Source organism: Fulvivirga imtechensis AK7, assembly GCF_000331535.1.
Classification (GTDB): domain Bacteria; phylum Bacteroidota; class Bacteroidia; order Cytophagales; family Cyclobacteriaceae; genus Fulvivirga; species Fulvivirga imtechensis.
Window position 1 is genome coordinate 1 of record NZ_AMZN01000021.1, and the last position, 16,599, is coordinate 16,599.

Annotated in this window: 17 protein-coding genes; 6 read left to right on the top strand and 11 right to left on the bottom strand. The window is 42.8% G+C overall.

All coding sequences use genetic code 11. The features are described from left to right. Positions 1–412 precede the first annotated feature (412 nt). Genes C900_RS06555 through C900_RS06565 form a run of 3 tightly spaced genes read left to right on the top strand, consistent with a single transcriptional unit; the run spans position 413 to position 3,012 of the window. Entirely contained in the window at positions 413–2,023 is a 1,611-nt protein-coding gene (locus C900_RS06555; protein ID WP_009578906.1) for a GMC oxidoreductase, read from the top strand. A gap of 19 nt (positions 2,024–2,042) precedes the next feature. Next, a complete protein-coding gene (locus C900_RS06560; protein WP_009578907.1) occupies positions 2,043–2,555 on the top strand; it encodes a hypothetical protein in 513 nt (170 codons plus the stop codon). A gap of 4 nt (positions 2,556–2,559) precedes the next feature. Further along, positions 2,560–3,012 carry a hypothetical protein gene (locus C900_RS06565; protein WP_009578908.1) on the top strand — a complete coding sequence of 151 codons (453 nt, stop codon included), beginning with the start codon at positions 2,560–2,562 and terminating at the stop codon, positions 3,010–3,012. A gap of 12 nt (positions 3,013–3,024) precedes the next feature. Here the strand turns inward: C900_RS06565 and C900_RS06570 are convergent, their stop codons facing one another. Next, positions 3,025–3,669 (bottom strand): hypothetical protein, encoded by a 645-nt coding sequence (locus C900_RS06570; RefSeq protein ID WP_009578909.1) that lies wholly within the window; start codon positions 3,667–3,669, stop codon positions 3,025–3,027. Between the two features lie 158 nt (positions 3,670–3,827). Further along, positions 3,828–6,155: a nitric-oxide reductase large subunit gene (locus tag C900_RS06575; protein WP_040495926.1), complete on the bottom strand. Its 2,328-nt coding sequence runs from the start codon at positions 6,153–6,155 to the stop codon at positions 3,828–3,830. A 315-nt stretch (positions 6,156–6,470) separates the two neighbouring features. Here C900_RS06575 and C900_RS06580 point away from each other — a divergent pair, with 315 nt between their 5' ends. After that, positions 6,471–6,893 carry a hypothetical protein gene (locus tag C900_RS06580; RefSeq protein ID WP_009578911.1) on the top strand — a complete coding sequence of 141 codons (423 nt, stop codon included), beginning with the start codon at positions 6,471–6,473 and terminating at the stop codon, positions 6,891–6,893. 48 nt (positions 6,894–6,941) lie between these two features. On the opposite strand, the gene C900_RS06585 is transcribed toward C900_RS06580, so the two are convergent. The 4 genes from C900_RS06585 to C900_RS28165 all read right to left on the bottom strand — a co-directional run bounded on the left by C900_RS06585 (position 6,942) and on the right by C900_RS28165 (position 9,944). After that, positions 6,942–8,318, bottom strand: a complete 1,377-nt coding sequence (locus tag C900_RS06585) for a T9SS type A sorting domain-containing protein (RefSeq protein ID WP_040495928.1) — start codon at positions 8,316–8,318, stop codon at positions 6,942–6,944. Between the two features lie 26 nt (positions 8,319–8,344). After that, positions 8,345–8,794, bottom strand: coding sequence for a hypothetical protein (locus C900_RS06590; RefSeq protein WP_009578914.1), 450 nt, complete (start codon positions 8,792–8,794; stop codon positions 8,345–8,347). 29 nt (positions 8,795–8,823) lie between these two features. Next, positions 8,824–9,312: a cupin domain-containing protein gene (locus C900_RS06595; protein WP_009578915.1), complete on the bottom strand. Its 489-nt coding sequence runs from the start codon at positions 9,310–9,312 to the stop codon at positions 8,824–8,826. Positions 9,313–9,377: 65 nt separating this feature from the next. After that, complete coding sequence (locus C900_RS28165) at positions 9,378–9,944, bottom strand: Crp/Fnr family transcriptional regulator (RefSeq protein WP_051052794.1); 567 nt, start codon at positions 9,942–9,944, stop codon at positions 9,378–9,380. Between the two features lie 346 nt (positions 9,945–10,290). Here C900_RS28165 and C900_RS06605 point away from each other — a divergent pair, with 346 nt between their 5' ends. Then, positions 10,291–12,249: a sensor histidine kinase gene (locus C900_RS06605; protein WP_040495930.1), complete on the top strand. Its 1,959-nt coding sequence runs from the start codon at positions 10,291–10,293 to the stop codon at positions 12,247–12,249. A 45-nt stretch (positions 12,250–12,294) separates the two neighbouring features. On the opposite strand, the gene C900_RS06610 is transcribed toward C900_RS06605, so the two are convergent. The 4 genes from C900_RS06610 to C900_RS06625 all read right to left on the bottom strand — a co-directional run bounded on the left by C900_RS06610 (position 12,295) and on the right by C900_RS06625 (position 15,189). Next, positions 12,295–13,233: a sporulation-delaying protein SdpB family protein gene (locus C900_RS06610; RefSeq protein WP_009578919.1), complete on the bottom strand. Its 939-nt coding sequence runs from the start codon at positions 13,231–13,233 to the stop codon at positions 12,295–12,297. Position 13,234: 1 nt separating this feature from the next. Further along, the gene (locus C900_RS06615) at positions 13,235–13,777 is read right to left on the bottom strand and encodes an SdpA family antimicrobial peptide system protein (protein ID WP_083867445.1); all 543 of its coding nucleotides are present in this window, start codon (positions 13,775–13,777) and stop codon (positions 13,235–13,237) included. 15 nt (positions 13,778–13,792) lie between these two features. After that, positions 13,793–14,563, bottom strand: a complete 771-nt coding sequence (locus C900_RS06620; protein ID WP_009578921.1) for a sporulation delaying protein family toxin — start codon at positions 14,561–14,563, stop codon at positions 13,793–13,795. 215 nt (positions 14,564–14,778) lie between these two features. Continuing rightward, a complete protein-coding gene (locus C900_RS06625; RefSeq protein WP_009578922.1) occupies positions 14,779–15,189 on the bottom strand; it encodes a response regulator in 411 nt (136 codons plus the stop codon). Positions 15,190–15,668: 479 nt separating this feature from the next. Here C900_RS06625 and C900_RS06630 point away from each other — a divergent pair, with 479 nt between their 5' ends. Continuing rightward, positions 15,669–15,968 carry a hypothetical protein gene (locus C900_RS06630; protein WP_040495933.1) on the top strand — a complete coding sequence of 100 codons (300 nt, stop codon included), beginning with the start codon at positions 15,669–15,671 and terminating at the stop codon, positions 15,966–15,968. Between the two features lie 12 nt (positions 15,969–15,980). Here C900_RS06630 and C900_RS06635 read toward each other — a convergent pair whose 3' ends face one another. After that, positions 15,981–16,529, bottom strand: a complete 549-nt coding sequence (locus tag C900_RS06635) for a YceI family protein (RefSeq protein ID WP_009578924.1) — start codon at positions 16,527–16,529, stop codon at positions 15,981–15,983. Between the last annotated feature and the right edge of the window lie 70 nt (positions 16,530–16,599).

The window sequence follows — 16,599 nt, forward strand, 5'->3', positions numbered from 1 at the left end:
ATCTGACTATCAGCATGTAATGAAAACTTGTCATTGGTAGGCACCTAACAACTTTGAGTTGATTTTGAGGGTAATGACAATACACCATCATTACCATAGCAGAAACTGAGGAAGGCCCTTCGTTCCTCAGGGTGACGTTACGTTCGGGATGACGATGGTGGGGTATTTAATAATTCATTGATTATCAGAATCTAGTAAAACTTGTCATTGGTATGAAAGAGGAAACTTACTAAGAAGTATGGATGAAACGGCTTAGTAAGATGCCTCCAAAGTCGGCATGACAATTCTTTTTATTGAAGCCAGACCTTAGCTAAAGACCCCTGGGTTCTCTGCGGTTAAATTATTCAAAAGGGATTCAATTGTATTCTCATTGTGAAAAACCTTTATATTTAAGTGAAGAGAAATTTTTAAGATGCAGAATAAAAGCAATTCACCCTTTGACTATGACTACATCATCATAGGCAGTGGCTTTGGAGGCTCTGTTAGCGCCTTGCGGTTATCAGAGAAAGGTTACAAAGTGCTGGTCATCGAAAAAGGGAAGTGGTATCAATCCACTGATTTTGCCAAAACCAACTGGAACTTACGAAAATGGCTTTGGATACCGGCATTACGGCTGTTTGGCATCATGAAAATCACGTTCTTCAGGCACATTGTTATCTTGTCGGGTGCCGGAGTAGGAGGTGGGTCGCTGGTTTATGCCAACACTTTGCCAGTTCCTAAGCGTGCATTTTATAAGACAGGCACCTGGGCGAAGCTGGACGACTGGGAAAATAAGCTTAAGCCATACTATGAGCGTGCCTATCACATGTTGGGAGCAGCACAAAACCCAAAGCTATATGATGGTGATCTGGCATTGCAAAAACTGGCAGAAGAAAGAGGCATTACAGATAATTTTGAAGCTACTAAAGTATCCGTTTTTTTCGGAAAACCTGGAGTTGAGGTGGACGATCCTTATTTCGGTGGAAAAGGACCGAAGCGGGTGGGGTGTACGTTCTGCGGAGGCTGTATGACCGGCTGCAGACATAATGCAAAAAACACACTGGATAAGAACTATCTTTTTTTAGCACAGCAGCTAGGGGCGGAAATACTGGCCGAGCAGGAAGTGTATGGTGTGAAACCACTGGATGGTAAGGAGGGCGAGGGGTATGAGGTGCGTTTTAAATCAAGTACAAGATTTTTCAAAAAGAAAAAGCGGCTAACGGCCGGAGGAGTGGTGTTTTCGGGAGGAGTGTTGGGTACGGTCAAGCTGCTGCTAAAGCTGAAGCAAAATGGCTCGTTACCTTTTCTCTCAGACAAGACCGGAGAAGAAATACGCACCAACAACGAAACGCTGATCAGTGTTTCCAGCCTCAAAAAGGATATTGATGTATCAAAGGGAATAGCTATTGGAAGCATCTTACATACCGATGAAAATACGCATCTGGAGATCTGCCGCTACGCCGAAGGGTCAGGCTTCTGGAAGCTGCTGCACTTTCCTATGTCGCAGGGGGTAACGGTTTTCAGGCGACTGGTGAACACTTTCAAGCAGGTGATAAAGCATCCCGTTAGCTACTTTAAGGTTTTCTGGGTCAACAGTTGGTCGAAGCGGACGGTGATATTACTTTTTATGCAAACGCTGGATAGCACCATTAACTTCAGACGTGGGCTGTTCGGGCGGATGGTCTCCACCGTTGGTAACGGAAAGCCTCCTACACCCGACATTCCGGAATCAGCTCAACTGACAAAGGAATACGCGGAAATTGTCGATGGCATGCCTACTACATTTTCTTTGGAAACACTGATGGGTTTACCCTCAACGGCTCACATATTGGGCGGAGCGGTAATGGGAGCAACAAGAGAGGAGGGAGTGATTGACAAAAACAACAGAGTGTTTGGGTATAAAAATATGTTTGTAATTGATGGTTCTATGATTTCCGCGAACCCGGGTGTCAATCCATCGCTGTCTATCACTGCCATAGCAGAACATGCGATGGACCAGGTGCCTGAGAAAAAAGGGAACAAACATACTCGGAAATTCGTGTAGTTATATAAAATTCCCGCTTATGAAGAGATTGTTAATCGCTGTTTTGATACTTCTTTCCACCAGTTTGGTAGCTCAGGAGAAAATGAGTGTCGATACTACGGCTGTACATTCCATCTATGGCATTGTAAAAGAGATGTTAAGAATTATATCAGGAGAAAAAGGAAAAGTGCGGGATTGGGATGCTTTCAGGAACTTGTTTTTGCCCGCCGCAGATTTCACCATCCTCAATCATGATGAGTCGTTTTCGCAACCTGCAGAAACCGCATCTCTGGAAGAGCTAATTGAGCTTATGCAGGATCCTTATTACGATCAGGGGTTTCTGGAGTATGAAATTCACAAAGTAGTGGACGAGTACAATGGTATCGCTCAAGTGTTTCAATCGTACCATGTGAAGGATATTGAGGGTGAAGAGGAACTTGGGATCAATAGCTATCAACTTGTGAATTTTAACAGCAGGTGGTGGATCGTCAACGTTGTCTGGACGGGAGACTCTAATGGTGTTGATGTGCCCTATAAGTATTTAGGTAAATAAATACATGGGGTGTCCGGGAGTAAATCTTAAGCATGATTCCCGGCTTTTTATTATCTTCATTGCTGCTATGCACATCATCGGCTACATTCTATTCATCGTCCATCTTGCTTTGCTGCTTTGGTCAGTTGGTGGATTTCTCGAAATGGTCCTGCCTCAGGTACCCTGGAAGCCCTTTACTAATCCTGATTTTCCGTTATGGGTCCTTGTTATCCACTGGGGGTCCGTGCTTTTAGCTTCGATAGTTTTTATTTACGGCTATATTACCCATTGGAGTAAAACGCCTCAACTGATGGTCATTGCATATGGTATGATGGCACTGGTCTGCGTGCTCGAAACCTTCGGTTATATGACCAGTAAGACCAAATACTTAGCCATGGGAGCTGAGTACGTGACTTATGCGGTCATTCTGCTGATACTTTTTAAGAGTAGCTATTTTGTGAGTTATTTTAAAGGATAATTTCTCGAAGTCTTATTTTTTAATATCATATTTCTCCGTCAGCAGTGCCATAGCCTCTTCTGTTTTTTTCTTTAGTAATATTTCCTGACCGTAGAGTTCCCGGAAAGACCAAGCCGCCATGTTTAATATAGGCTCGGTTTGGCCGGGAATGAAGAGATCTTTGGTAGCAAAAACTTCAACTCTTAATTGATGTACGGTTGCGGTGACGCCTGCCTCATGCAACTGATACAGTGCAGACAACGTACTGGCAACTTCATAATCCAGTAGTATATATGCCTCCGATTGCTGTAGAGTGGGCCAGGCGCTGCTTTTAAGTTGAGGTATGCCGGCAGCGCTTTCTTTCCTGGTTAGCAACTGCATCAGATGGTGTATGGGTTTGTTTTCACCTGATATATTTTTTAGCCCCTTACTCAAACTGTCGGTGTAGCTGAATAAGACGTCCACCAGTTCTTCATGGTAGGGCATTGCTTTCTCCAATTCGGTGAGATTGCCATGAAGCTCGAGATAAACCCCTTCAATAGCCTGTTGTTCCAGTTTTTTAAGCTTGTTGGTCTCGTTTCTGTTGGTAAGCCAAAAGGCAAAATACACACTGCTGAATATAAAAATGAACTGTAGCAGGTGATTGATGATCAGGGTGTTTTTCCAGAATTTAGCCATTGCAGAGCAGTTGAGCGATTAAAATGAAACTGCCCTGAATAAAGTAAATGATATGCGGATTTCAAAATCGCTGTAAATTTTACTGGCTACCTTTCGAATACATTTTCACAGGGCCTCCGTTAGGCGAGGCCCTGCGATTCATAAACTTAAACTTATATTTATACTTCTTCAAGAGCTATTTCCTTTCCTTTCCCTTTGCCATCTGGCACCACCCGGGGATAATCATGATCGGATAGGTCTACTTCACCTTTCACTGACCAGCCCGTTTTCAACCCGATGACAAACCAGCCGAGGGCCAGCACTCCGATAGCAAAAATGGTATCACCAATTACTCGCAGCCAGCGCAAAGTATCCATAGCAGGCTCTTGCATGAATTCTGCCGAGCGGGCATACCACAAACCATACTTCACACTGGCCCACGTCTGGGCCAGTCCGATAGGCAGCACGCTGATCAGCACCATCAGCGCCAGACCGATATTGATAGACCAGAATGCAAATTTGATCGTTCCGTCCTTCCAAACATGCCGGGCCGCAAGTCCTTTTAGCACGAACAGCATAAGGCCGATGCCCAGCATGCCGTACACTCCGAAGAGGGCAGTGTGGCCGTGTACCGGAGTGGTGTTGAGCCCCTGCATATAATAAAGCGCAATCGGAGGGTTGATCAGGAAACCGAATATACCAGCACCGACCAGGTTCCAGAAGGCGACCGCTATGAAGCAGTAGATGGGCCATTTGTATGCCTTTATCCATTTCGTGGCCCTACTAATGGTGAGGTTGTGATAGGCCTCGAAACCGATCAAAACAAGAGGGACAACCTCCAGGGCGCTGAAAGTAGCGCCAAGCGCAAGTACCGCAGTAGGTGTACCACTGAAATACAGGTGGTGAAAAGTGCCTATGATACCCCCAAACAGGAAGATAATGGTAGAGAACAATACTGTTGCGGTGGCCAATTGCACACGAAGCAGGCCCATTCGTACAAAGAGGAAGGCAATAACCACGGTAGCAAATACCTCAAAGAAGCCTTCTACCCACAGATGCACTACCCACCACCGCCAGTATTCAGCTATGGCAAGGTTGGTCTGTCGCCCCCACATGAGACCGGCCCCATAGAAGAGAGCGATGGCAGCCGAGGATATAAGGAACATTCCCAAGAGGTGGCGTCCTTCTTTCTGGGTATGAAAGGCCGGCCAGATACCTCTTACCATCAAAGCCAACCAAATAAAGAGTCCAGCAAACAGGAATATCTGCCAAAACCGGCCTAAGTCTACATATTCGTAACCCTGATGGCCGAACCAGAAGTTGGTTTCGAAGCCCAGCCTTTGCATAATACCGTACCACTGTCCTATCATAGAGCCTGCTACAATTACCAGCAAGGCAATGAACAGCACGTTGACGCCTAATTTCTGATATTTTGGTTCGTGCCCTGAAACTGCAGGAGCGATGAAGAGTCCGGTGGCAAGCCAGGAAGTGGCTATCCAGAAAATACCCAACTGAACGTGCCAGGTTCTGGTGAGTGAATAAGGGAGAAATTCGGCCAGGGGAAAGCCATAAAAAGCCGTTCCCTCTACACCATAGTGAGCTGTGGTGGCCCCCAGTATCACCTGTACCACGATCAGTGCAGTTACGATCCAGAAATATTTAAGGGTTGCCTTCATCGAAGGCGTTGGTTGCAAGCCTAAAAGAGGGTCTTTCTCAGGTAGATTGGCGTGGTCAATTTCATCATCGCGGTTGGCGGCATAGTACCAGGCCAGTAAGCCGATGCCCGCCAGCAGGAGAATAACACTGAAGCCTGTCCACAATATCAACGAGCTGGTGGGTTTATTGCCCACCAGATCTTCAGCGGGCCAATTGTTGGTGTATGTGATGTCTGATCCGGGACGATTAGTTGTACAGGTCCAGGCGGCCCAGAAGAAAAAAGCATTGAGCTTTCGCATGCGCTCCGGATCTTTTACTGTATTGGCGGGTATGGCGTAAGCATCCCGAAGGTCTTCCAGTTCGGCATCGTCAGTAAATAAGGAGGTATAATGATTGCTGATAGCCGAAATGGCGGCTGCTCGCATAGGGAAAATTGTAAGATCACCGGTCGCAGGATCAAAGGTATTTTCTCTTATCTGCTTCTGAAGCCGTGCGGTAAGCATCGCTTGCTGCTCCTCATTAGCCTGGTCGTACGGTCGGTTAAATTCCTGCTGCGACCAGGCATGAAGAATAAATGTGGCTTCCCGGTGCAGCCAGTCTGCCGACCAGTCCGGTGCTACATAAGCGCCATGACCCCAGATGGAGCCTACTTCCTGGCCCCCGATAGACTGCCATACATTTTGACCGTCTTTGATATCCTGCCCCGTAAAAAGCAGTTCTCCATTGGTTGTTACAACCTGTTCGGGAATAGGGGGAGCTTCCCTGTATATCTCTATTCCGTAGTAACCCAGGACTGCAAAAGACAATACCATTACCAGTATAAATCCTATCCATAATTTTTTGTATTTCATAGCGTTGGTTTTTTTGGTGATGAGCAAACCTATGTGTCAAATATTACCTGATTTATGACTTAAGTCATAAAAAAATCAAGATTTGATATGTACTGCTAATTAGTAAGAAAACTCTAAGTGGATTTAAGAAAACGTTCCGCCAAAGGGCGGGACGAAGTCCCAAAAAGCGGAGCGTACTGAGGTACGTGAGCATTTTCGGGGCGAGCGTAACGCAGGCATTGGCGTTTTCTTAGAGACACTAATTTAATTAACATGCAGGAGAAGGTAAGGTTACTGATGATATTCTGTAGAAAAATCATTATTTTGTGTTGAAATATGCTGAGATTTCTTTTTTGTATTTCTTTTGTGATCGTTCTGGGTTGTGCTGACGATGATTCCTTTGAAAATGAACCTTATACTGGTGAATGGAGGCTTGAAGAGATCTTTCTTGATGGTGTTCAACAACCAGAATGGCCATACGCAGTGCTTAACATTGACCAACTTAGTGCTGAGGGAGGGGTATACAACATGCCAAAGACCGTTTATGATTCTATCTGGCCTGAGGAAGGGCACTGGTCGAAGTCTCGTTATAAAAACCACCTGTTAATAGATGGCGATGCTGTAGGAGAGTATGATTCGGAACGCAATGTACTATGGGTCTCAAAGATTATCCCCGGTACCGGAGTGGATGAGTGCACGGATACTATCTGCTTGCCTATTGTAACAGGTGAGTGGTTGTTTGGATTTACGAGGAAGTGAGAAAGTAATTATTTTTTCATTGATTTTTTCACAAAATCTACATAGCATTTACCGCACAATAAGGCGGTATCGACCCCTGAAGCGTTTGGTGTGAACAACCACCAAATAATGGCCCGGCTGTCGAGGAGCTGAGATTTCGACCGAATCGTCTGACACGTATTGAGTGCTTATTTTTCTTCCGAATAGATCCAGAACGGAAACTTCTTTATTACCGGTTTCAATGGCGAAAAGCATGGAAATTCTTTCTCCGCCAAATGCAGGATTTGGAAACATGAGGGTATGGTCGTCTTTATGCGGTTTTTCAACATCGGTAACTAAGCTATTTGTGGTATGATAAACATTTTCATCCCAAACCTGCACCATGAATATTTTGCCATTTTGATCTTCTGCAAAATGCTGAATATTTCGAAAGCCGTAAATATCTAAGCCGAGGCCACTATTCATCATAAGCCAGTTTTGGCTTTTGTCTCCAGAAAAATAAGTAGTGCCTGTATTGATCGTACCCCGGGTAGAGCTATACCAGTCACCATTTTTTGCGAAATGAATGTTACTTAATGTCCTGTCCAGCCACCATGATACGGAATTGAAGACCTTGTAAGGGCTCCAGAAACTGTGATTTCGTATATCATTGATGCTCTTCTTTAGATTTAAACTTACAAATGCATTCACTGCGGTACCGGTGATACTCAGATAAACACTGTCTTCCGGTGACACCGAGAGGCCAAAAGTATTCCCTACCTTTATATTGTCTGGCACCGTGTTTTTCCCGTTAATGGAGATATTTATATGTTCCCATAGCAACCCATTATTTTCGGAGATGAAGAGACCTCCATTTCCGGTTACGTATTCATCTGCCATGCCCAGGTAAAGTCTTCCCTTGCTGTCTATTGCTATTTTTTCACAGCTTTTGTAAATACCTAATCCATTATTGCGGTTAGCCCAGCTTTTGCCACCATCATCAGAGTAAAATACACCGTCTCCCACATAACCAAGGTCAACATCAAGTGCACCTGTGATGGCCAATAGGTGTCCCTGATGATTTTCGATCAACTGAACAACCGGGAAAGGAGATTGAAGAGTCACAGAGTACCAGTTTTTTCCAAGATCTTCGGAAAAGTAGATGGTTCCGGCACCTCCGGCATATACTTTACCTGCTTTACTGGCATATACCGAAAAGATAGCAGGTGCTGTTAAAACGCTTTCAAATGTTTCTCCGTTATCGCAACTGCGGATTATTCCGGTGGTACAACCCACTATCAGGCAGGAGTTACCCGCAAGCGCAATTCCTGTTTTTGGACCTCCGGCATATTCTGGCCTGGCAGTCCAAAACTGCTGGGGCAGAACCCTCGAAATGAAGATCGGGTGCATACAAAGCGCAATTATACAAAGCAGGAACTGATTCCTCTTATTAAAAATTTTATGCATAGTTTTTCGATTTTAGCTTAAGTACCCTATGCTCCTAACGTATCGTCTTCTTTGGATCTTTGGGTAAGCCACTGCTCAGCTTGAGAAAGAGTTTCACAGAGAATGGTTGTGACCTTATTGGTGCTTCGTTTTTTCAACTCCAGAGACGACAATTTTGAAAACAGGTCAGGAGAGATGATGCTGATATTATATCTCAGTCCATACTCATAGTTCATAGGAAAGAAATAGTTGGTGATCCAATCCACTAGCCCTGCCCAGGCTCCTTCTATTTCTTTGGTATCATGAACATGAAACCTGCATTTTCTTCGCGATCCCTCTGTTTTCTGCCATTCCAGCATTCGCAGTGAGGCATCTTTTACTTCAGGCTCAGCGCATGGGCCCACCCATTTCATCAATAGATAATTCTTCTGAGGCTCATAGCTGAGCTTGGCATAGATCTCATCTGAGGCGTTTCTAATAAGGTCAACAACAATCATTCTGATTCAGACTAGCATGATCAAGCTACTTAATTTTTCATTATTTCTGGTAATACAAACTGAATATTATGTTCTACGGCATTATCAAACACCTTTCCCATATCCAGTTTAGAAATATCCGGAATTTTATTCATGTCCGGCCTGTCTGCTTCGTCTTGAATAGGGTCGCCAATCACTCTAAAGTAATCGAGTAACTTGCCAGGGGTCAGCAATACCACCATTTTGCCTGTTGTGCCTCCTACATTTTTAAAGGTATGCAATGCATTAGAGGGTACATGTACCACACTTCCCGGAAGGGCTCTGAACGGACTTTTGGGATCATTTAAAATGAATTCAAACTCTCCTTTTATCACGTAAAACACTTCCTCATCGGGATGCATGTGTGGTGGCGGACCTCCCAGGGGCGGTACATTTTCTTCAAATACAGCGTATTCTCCGTTGGTTTCATGGTTGCTCACCAAAATTTTGATGATGTTGGTTAATACCAACAGTTCTTCGGTTTTTGACTTTGTTTTCATACTTTAAATATTTTTAACAAAGTAATGCCAACCTTTTTTAGGCTTTCTTGATCCAAATCAAGAAACTAAACTGAAAATTTTGCACGGTAACGACTGAGGGTTTCAGGGGTGATATTCAGGTAGCTGGCTACATGTCGTAGCGGTATTCTTTTGAATATCTTTGGGTGTTCTTCCAGTAGATTTTTAAATCGTTCTTCGGGATTTAACCGCAACAATGAAGCTTCACGCTTTTCACTTCGCAGAAACTGCTCCTGAATAATAATGTCAGACAGCCTTTTAATAGTCGTATACTGTTCAATCAAGGCCATTACATCCTCATGTTTGAATATCACCAGCTCACAATTTTCTATCGCAGCTATATTGACTAATGAAGGCGTCTGTGCCATAAAGCTGCCAAAAGAACCAATCACCGAATTTTCAAAAAAAAAGTCATTACACACTTCCTTTTCTTTTGCATTGTAAAAAAGCCGCATGCTTCCTTGCTCTATAAATGCTACAGAAGTAGATATTTCTCCCTCCCTTAGAAAGAAGTCATTTTTCCTGATGGAAGCAATTTTTGCCGTATTCTTTATGGCATCCAACTCTTCGGCGGTTGTATTAAATGCCTTTTGAATATTTAAAAAAATGCGCATCAAGAATATTAAAAGGTAAGGTTAAAGATCTCTCAAAATTGGCCGGTAATTGATGTTTAATCGTAAAAGTACCAGACATGTGCTAAAGATAACAAAAACTTATCTGCACCTGTCGCGTAGTAGATAGAATAAAAAAGCAGATACGGAATAGCTAAAAACCGTATATACTTGTAACTTAAGCTACTTAGTGTCTCTAAGAAAACGTCAATGTCTGCGTTACGTTTGTCCCAAAAATGCTCTCGTACCTTAGTGCGCTCCGTTTTTTGGGACTTCGTCCCGCCCTTTGGCGGTAACGTTTACTTAAAGCCACTTAGAGTTTACTTAAAGCCACTACTTACCCATTAACATGTACAGATATTTGCGTGCTATTGTCGGGACATTAGCCTTGTTATTCCTGGTAGTCATAGGTGGCAATGGGCAAAATGTCAGTAGAGGAACAATTGATCTTCGGAACTACAACTTTCAATATGAGGGACCAGCTTCTCTTACCGGAGATTGGGAGTTTTACTATGGGTCATTATCTGCCCCGGATGATTTTTTAAACAGTGATTCGACATTTTTTCTCGGGGTACCAGGCTCATGGCACAGGCAGGGAGCTTTTCCTGTGCTGGGATTTGCCACCTACAGATGCAGAATATTGCTTCCTCATGAACGAAAAGGTCTTTTGATTTACATACCTACGGTCAATTCTGCAGCCAGGGTGTGGGTAAATGGCGAGGTAAACGCCGAGACTGGCGTGATAGGTACGGATGAAGCATCTTATAAAGCCGCGCTAAGGACGATCTACGCCAATATTCCCGATCAGGTGGGTGAGGTCGAGTTGGTGATCCAGGTGGCAAATTACTCCTATTTCAGTGCCGGTATGGTCAGCACTCCACTATTGGGCATGTCGACTGATCTCATTGAAATGAAAGCCAGGATGAATGGCATCGAAAACTTCTTTGCAGGAAGTCTTATAGCCATGTTCGTATACCAGCTTATTCTTTATTTTTTATACAATCGCGGTAAGCCTAACTTATGGCTCGCGCTGATTTGTCTTGGTGTAGCGCTTCGTAGCATGATCCTGCATGGAGGCTCCTTTCTGCTTCCTAATATGTTTCCGGAAGTTGCCTTTGAAACCTGGGAAAAAATAGAGTTCGGTAGTGTCTATCTTATTACAGCAGTATTCCCCTTGTATATCTATCATTTATTCGAACCCTCTTCGAAAAAGGTTGTCAATGCTTTCGTTTTCGTGGGAGTATTCTTGGCTATTCCTGTATTGTTTACTCCTCAGCATATTTACGGACAATTACTGGAAATATGTCACCTGGCATTGATCCTTACATTTGTCTATGCAATTTATACGGTGACTAAGGCCTGGAGAGCAGGAAATTCCGATGCAAGGATCATCTTTTTTGGGGTGGTGGCTTCTTTTCCATTTATACTATTAGAAATACTGCAAAATTCAGCATTACTGGATCTAAATTTCAATTTTGAATACATGGTAGAGCTGGGTGTTTTGGTATTTCTCTTGTTCCAGGTATATATTCTTGCACGGCATTATGCCAACTCTTACAGAAGCCTGGAGGTGATCAATAAAGAACTTGAAACTGTAATAACCCAGCGTACTTCTGAGTTGGTTGACAGCAATACTGTAAAGGACCGGCTTTTGTCTATTATTTCACATGATGTGAAAAGTCCCCTTAATTCATTGCAGAGCCTGATCTCTCTTTATCATGACAAACACCTTTCAAGAGACGAATTTGACACATATTTAAAAAACGTTGAGAGTGATCTGACAACGACCAGTGGATTGGTTGAAAATGTTCTGTACTGGACTGCAAGCCAAAGAAAGGGAGAGGGGGTTAGCCTGGAGCAGATAAATTTAAAGATACTGGTGGAAGAAAATATTCGGCACCTACAAGCCATAGCCCGTAATAAATCCATATCGATCTTCAATGATGTGAAGGAAGATATACAGCTAACAACGGATCGAGGTATTCTTAATTTTACGCTTAGAAACCTAATTGCCAATGCCATTAAATTTTCCTACCAGGAAGGCCGGATTGAGATCAGGGCTAACAGAGTTTCTACCAGTTGCATTATTTATGTTATCGATCATGGTACGGGGATGACGCAAGTCCAGATGGAGCACTTACTTGATGTGGAGCGTGTGCAGAGTGCAGCGGGTACCAAATCAGAGATAGGAACGGGGTTGGGCCTCAGTCTGTGCCGGGAATTTCTTGAAAAATTGGGAGGGAAGCTTACCGTGGAAAGCCAGAAAGGGGAGGGAAGTACCTTTAAGGTCATTCTTCCGGTAACATAACCACAGTCGAATATGTGATGACTTACCGGAAGAATGTTTTACCTGTTACTTGTACCTGGAAAATATAGGCAGTTCTATTTTTGGAAGCTGAGCGATCTTGCTTTTGGCCTTTGCCCATGTGGAGTAGATACTAAAACCTTTTACTTTGATATTCTTATCAACAGGATAAAGGTACACTATCAATCCCGCAGCCATAGCGAAGAAGAAGGAGGTTAAGCCATGTACCAATATTATTGTAAAATGAAAACTGAGGGCCATGATCAGCAAAGTTCGTTTTTTCTTGTAATCCATAAAAAGTGCGGCAAATAGCACTGCTTCCAGCACCAAAACGCTCCAGGTAATCAGCCGTCCGACAATCGGATCGAGTACTAAGCCGCCAAAGAGTCCATGTATAAAGTCCGGGGCTCCAAAAGGATTGTGATTAAACCAGTAATAGAAAGCAGAGCCATCTTTCCATGCATCTACCTTAAACTTATCAACACAAGCGAAGAAGTACACGATGGCCATCTGCACTTGCGCAATTACAAGGCTTGAGAAAGCAAAGTATTTAAAAAAAAACGGCATTTTATATCTGAAATAATGATTACTTTGCCAATGATTTAACCTTCTGTCTGTTATTGCAACAGGAATTATCAACAGGCTAAGGATCTGTGCTATCTGATCGCCACCTTCTATAACCAGTGCCATGTCAAAATAGCTAATAGCCAACCAGGTATGAAGAAAGCAACTAAGCTGAGGCAGGTAACCTGAAACTACCCACACGAGAATAATACAGGCCAGAATGATGGAAATTGATAGATTTTCGTGCCCCAAGACAACAAAATAATTCCATGAAAGTGTGTCATAGCTGTCACTGAACAGTTCAATAGGAAAATTTCTGGTGTTATCTGTAAAGAGCAATGTAATTAGCAGGCTTATGGCTAATAACGACCGGGCTATTCCGTAGACATTGGTATGTACTTCCTTTATATTAAAAATGTTCATTTTACTGTTTTTTACTCGTTACCTGTACTCGTGCTATTAAATAAGGCCTGTAACTTTCCTGTCCTTTACCTGCCCATGCAAAGGGTATGGGCTCATACCTGTGAAGGATATATTCCCCCTCAGGGAAATATTGAATGGGCTTATCTGCAATGATGGTATCCGCTGTTAGAGGAATATTATCTTTAAAATCTCCTTTTCCCTTGTGCCACATATCAGCCTTGGCATACTCCAACAAAAACACAAGATCTATACCTGCGAACCGTGCATTGCGCGAAAATCCAATCGCATTTGCTGCCGAAGCATTTTTTACTGTTATTAAGGAGACTTCATCAGTACTTTGATCATAGCTGTATGCTTCTGTAATGCCTTCTTTTGGATCTCTTGTGAAGAAGCCCCATCCCTGAGGAAGGAGCGAAGACAACAATTTCTTTGCCGAGTAAGGCATTTGATAATCCGGAGCATTATTGGCTCTCAGCGTGAAGAATATCACCGATAGCCAAATGCTCCAGATTAAAGCAATGCTGATGTTATGCCTTGTCATCATGAGGTAATTTTAGTTTTAGTTGATTACTGCAGCCAATTCAGAAATGAGAGACTTAGCTGTTGCATCATTGGACTCAAAGCGAGGTATTTGATAATTTTGTACCTTTGTGAAGTTGGCAGCCATAGCCACGTTCCATGCGGCAGCTACATTTACCACGTATACCACATTACCTGCTACAACTGCCACAACAAACACAGCCAGGCAGTGACCACGACCGGAAACGGTGTTGGTGCCGGGAAGTTCTATACCATAATCTTCTTTAAATATTTTGGCAAAAGCTTCAGCGTCCTTTGCATTCGTCAGGTCCAGGTTCCTGAATTTCTCTGAATTGACATCAACATTTTTGTCTTTGATCTCCGTCAAAAGCTCGAAGTGTTCTGCGTAGCTGGACCTCTTTCCGGCTGCTTCAAACATGCTTTGAGCATTTTGTAATGCAAGCTCTATTTCATAGAGATTTTCAGATTGCATGCTTCTTTTGAACTCTGCGAGGTATCCTGGGTCTATCACATTTACCTGACGGACAATCTCATCAGAAAATTGAGCATATTCAGCCCATTGATCTTTTGTCATATTTGTGGCGAGCTGTTCGGCCCCCGGTTTTAATACTTCCATTTTGCCGGCCAGGGGTCCTTGCCAGAAAAATAGTCCTCTGAAAATCTCTTCTCCTGAGTATTCAGGTTCCGGTGATACTTCTTCCTCTGTAGAACAACTTGAAGCAACTATCAGCGCACTGAAAAGTACGATACAGAACCATGTAGTTGGTTTATTATGAAATAATTTTGTCATAGTTTTAAATAAATTTAGATTGTGTTGGTTTTTTGATTTAGAAAATGTCCTCAGGATGACCTCCAATCAGCATTCCGTAATTGAAATTCAAGTTAGCGGCAGTGGCAAAAAGGATCAATCGCAGTAAGCCGGTATATTGGGGAACCGCCGGAAACCGTGAGTAAAAAATGATAGTGAATAGACTATGCTAAACTCGAAGTAGGAATAGTTGGGGTTTAACCAAAAAGCCTCCTAAAAAACGACTTCTTTTGTTTTTTTTCGTGTAGCAGGTCCAGAGCAGTGCGCAGGTTGACCAATGAAGCGGAATCCTTAATGATGTATCTTTCAGCGCCAAGTTTTGTTACCTCATCCTGAAGCAGTTCATCATTCAGTGTGGTGTAGTAGATCACAGGTATGGAATTAAAATTTCTTTTGAGTAGCTTCAGGTAATCCAAACCGGTTTTCTGACCATCAGGGAAAAGGTGATCCAGGATGACAGCATATGGTTTTTCTTTAATTCTGGCCATCATTTCTTCAGGATGATTGAAAGTTATTACATTGTAATCGGTAAAATTCTCTTCAAAATGCACCTTCAGCATCTTTTGCTGCACAGGATTATCTTCCACAATAAAAACCAGTTTTTTCATCTACACTATGCTCTATAAGTTCATCTAATTTAAGCACATTAACAATTTGTAATGCCATATGGAGAGCAAAATTTTTATACACTGTTATAGCACCTTTAAAGTATAGTTATCGGGATTACAAAACCCGATTAGTTTCTACGTATTTTTAGGGGATTCCAAATCAAAATTTGGAATGACGGATTGACTTTAGACAGTTTTATCTTTTAATATAACGTGAGTTCGATATAAAATGCTTAAAAAAGGTCAGTCATCCTATCCCGAAGGCTTTAAGGCTTTCGGGAGGAGGATCTTCCTAAGTTGTTGGTAGTATCCTTGAACTTAGTAAGATTCTTCGTGCCCTCCCCAAGGCAAATTAGACAAATTCGGGACAGGCAGAATGACCTTAAAGAGATTTTTAGATCTGTTTTTAGATACGAATACAATTTAATCGGTTTCTATTATATCGAACTCACGTTAATATATATTTAATTCTTATAACTATGCTTTGCCAACACTTAAAACCCCTTGAAGCCGAACTCATCAGTAAAAATATTAAAGAGACCTACAGAGGTCAGGCCTGGAGCGACAACTGTAGGGAATGGGCATACTTCGATTGTGTATTTGTTGACTTAGACAAAACCATCAGCCGTTTGGGTATGGACAAGCAAAAGTTGGAGATTCACTCACATTTTGGTACACATGACGGGCAGGAGCACGGGCTGATATGTAAGGAATGCAATGACGGTATAATGGGGAGACATCCTGAAGCTAATCGTTCAGGTGTTGTCGAATATGTATAGGAATGATTGATTTTACGCTGGTTTTAGTACCAGGGATACGGTGATGTCCATAGCATCCTCTGCTTTGATAAGTCCTCCTAGCTTGCGGGGAGGGGTGAGCTTAAATTCAGAGGCGTAAAACACAAAATCGGCAGAAAGTACCTGCCTTGTTTTATCCAGCTTCATACAAAACTCAATATTTTCGAGCGTTTTGGACTTTCCTACGAGTGATAGTCTGATGTTTCCCTTCATAGTACCGGGCTCTTTTTCCTCCAGACTCAGCACTTCGACAGTTACTTTTGGGTGAGTCTTGGCTTTTAAAGTGGATTGAAAGTCGCGGTTTAGTATGAAATTACCGCATTCAAATGCTTCCACAGGAATAGTGAAGCTATAAGGTGAAATATGCAAAGTGTTAATGTGTAAAGTGTCACCTTTCCCGGCTACCTCATAGTCACAACTGAAGCCACCCAGAGAAGTATTTCCATTGATGGTGATACTTTTTTCCTGAATGATCAGGCAGGGGTCAGCTTTCGGTGATCCCAGTAAGGAGCTTAGAAGAAAAATGACACTTATTGCACTCATCTTTTTCTGGTTTTAAGCCCATGGCCTACCAACTTTCATAATGTCCGTTGGTAGGCGTAGACTATAATTT

Coding starts and splice junctions, on each gene's coding strand:
- C900_RS06555 (WP_009578906.1), top strand. CDS start 413: ATGCAGAATAAAAGCAATTCACCCTTTGACTATGACTACATCATCATA.
- C900_RS06560 (WP_009578907.1), top strand. CDS start 2,043: ATGAAGAGATTGTTAATCGCTGTTTTGATACTTCTTTCCACCAGTTTG.
- C900_RS06565 (WP_009578908.1), top strand. CDS start 2,560: ATGGGGTGTCCGGGAGTAAATCTTAAGCATGATTCCCGGCTTTTTATT.
- C900_RS06570 (WP_009578909.1), bottom strand. CDS start 3,669: ATGGCTAAATTCTGGAAAAACACCCTGATCATCAATCACCTGCTACAG.
- C900_RS06575 (WP_040495926.1), bottom strand. CDS start 6,155: ATGAAATACAAAAAATTATGGATAGGATTTATACTGGTAATGGTATTG.
- C900_RS06580 (WP_009578911.1), top strand. CDS start 6,471: ATGCTGAGATTTCTTTTTTGTATTTCTTTTGTGATCGTTCTGGGTTGT.
- C900_RS06585 (WP_040495928.1), bottom strand. CDS start 8,318: ATGCATAAAATTTTTAATAAGAGGAATCAGTTCCTGCTTTGTATAATT.
- C900_RS06590 (WP_009578914.1), bottom strand. CDS start 8,794: ATGATTGTTGTTGACCTTATTAGAAACGCCTCAGATGAGATCTATGCC.
- C900_RS06595 (WP_009578915.1), bottom strand. CDS start 9,312: ATGAAAACAAAGTCAAAAACCGAAGAACTGTTGGTATTAACCAACATC.
- C900_RS28165 (WP_051052794.1), bottom strand. CDS start 9,944: ATGCGCATTTTTTTAAATATTCAAAAGGCATTTAATACAACCGCCGAA.
- C900_RS06605 (WP_040495930.1), top strand. CDS start 10,291: ATGTACAGATATTTGCGTGCTATTGTCGGGACATTAGCCTTGTTATTC.
- C900_RS06610 (WP_009578919.1), bottom strand. CDS start 13,233: ATGAACATTTTTAATATAAAGGAAGTACATACCAATGTCTACGGAATA.
- C900_RS06615 (WP_083867445.1), bottom strand. CDS start 13,777: ATGATGACAAGGCATAACATCAGCATTGCTTTAATCTGGAGCATTTGG.
- C900_RS06620 (WP_009578921.1), bottom strand. CDS start 14,563: ATGACAAAATTATTTCATAATAAACCAACTACATGGTTCTGTATCGTA.
- C900_RS06625 (WP_009578922.1), bottom strand. CDS start 15,189: ATGAAAAAACTGGTTTTTATTGTGGAAGATAATCCTGTGCAGCAAAAG.
- C900_RS06630 (WP_040495933.1), top strand. CDS start 15,669: ATGCTTTGCCAACACTTAAAACCCCTTGAAGCCGAACTCATCAGTAAA.
- C900_RS06635 (WP_009578924.1), bottom strand. CDS start 16,529: ATGAGTGCAATAAGTGTCATTTTTCTTCTAAGCTCCTTACTGGGATCA.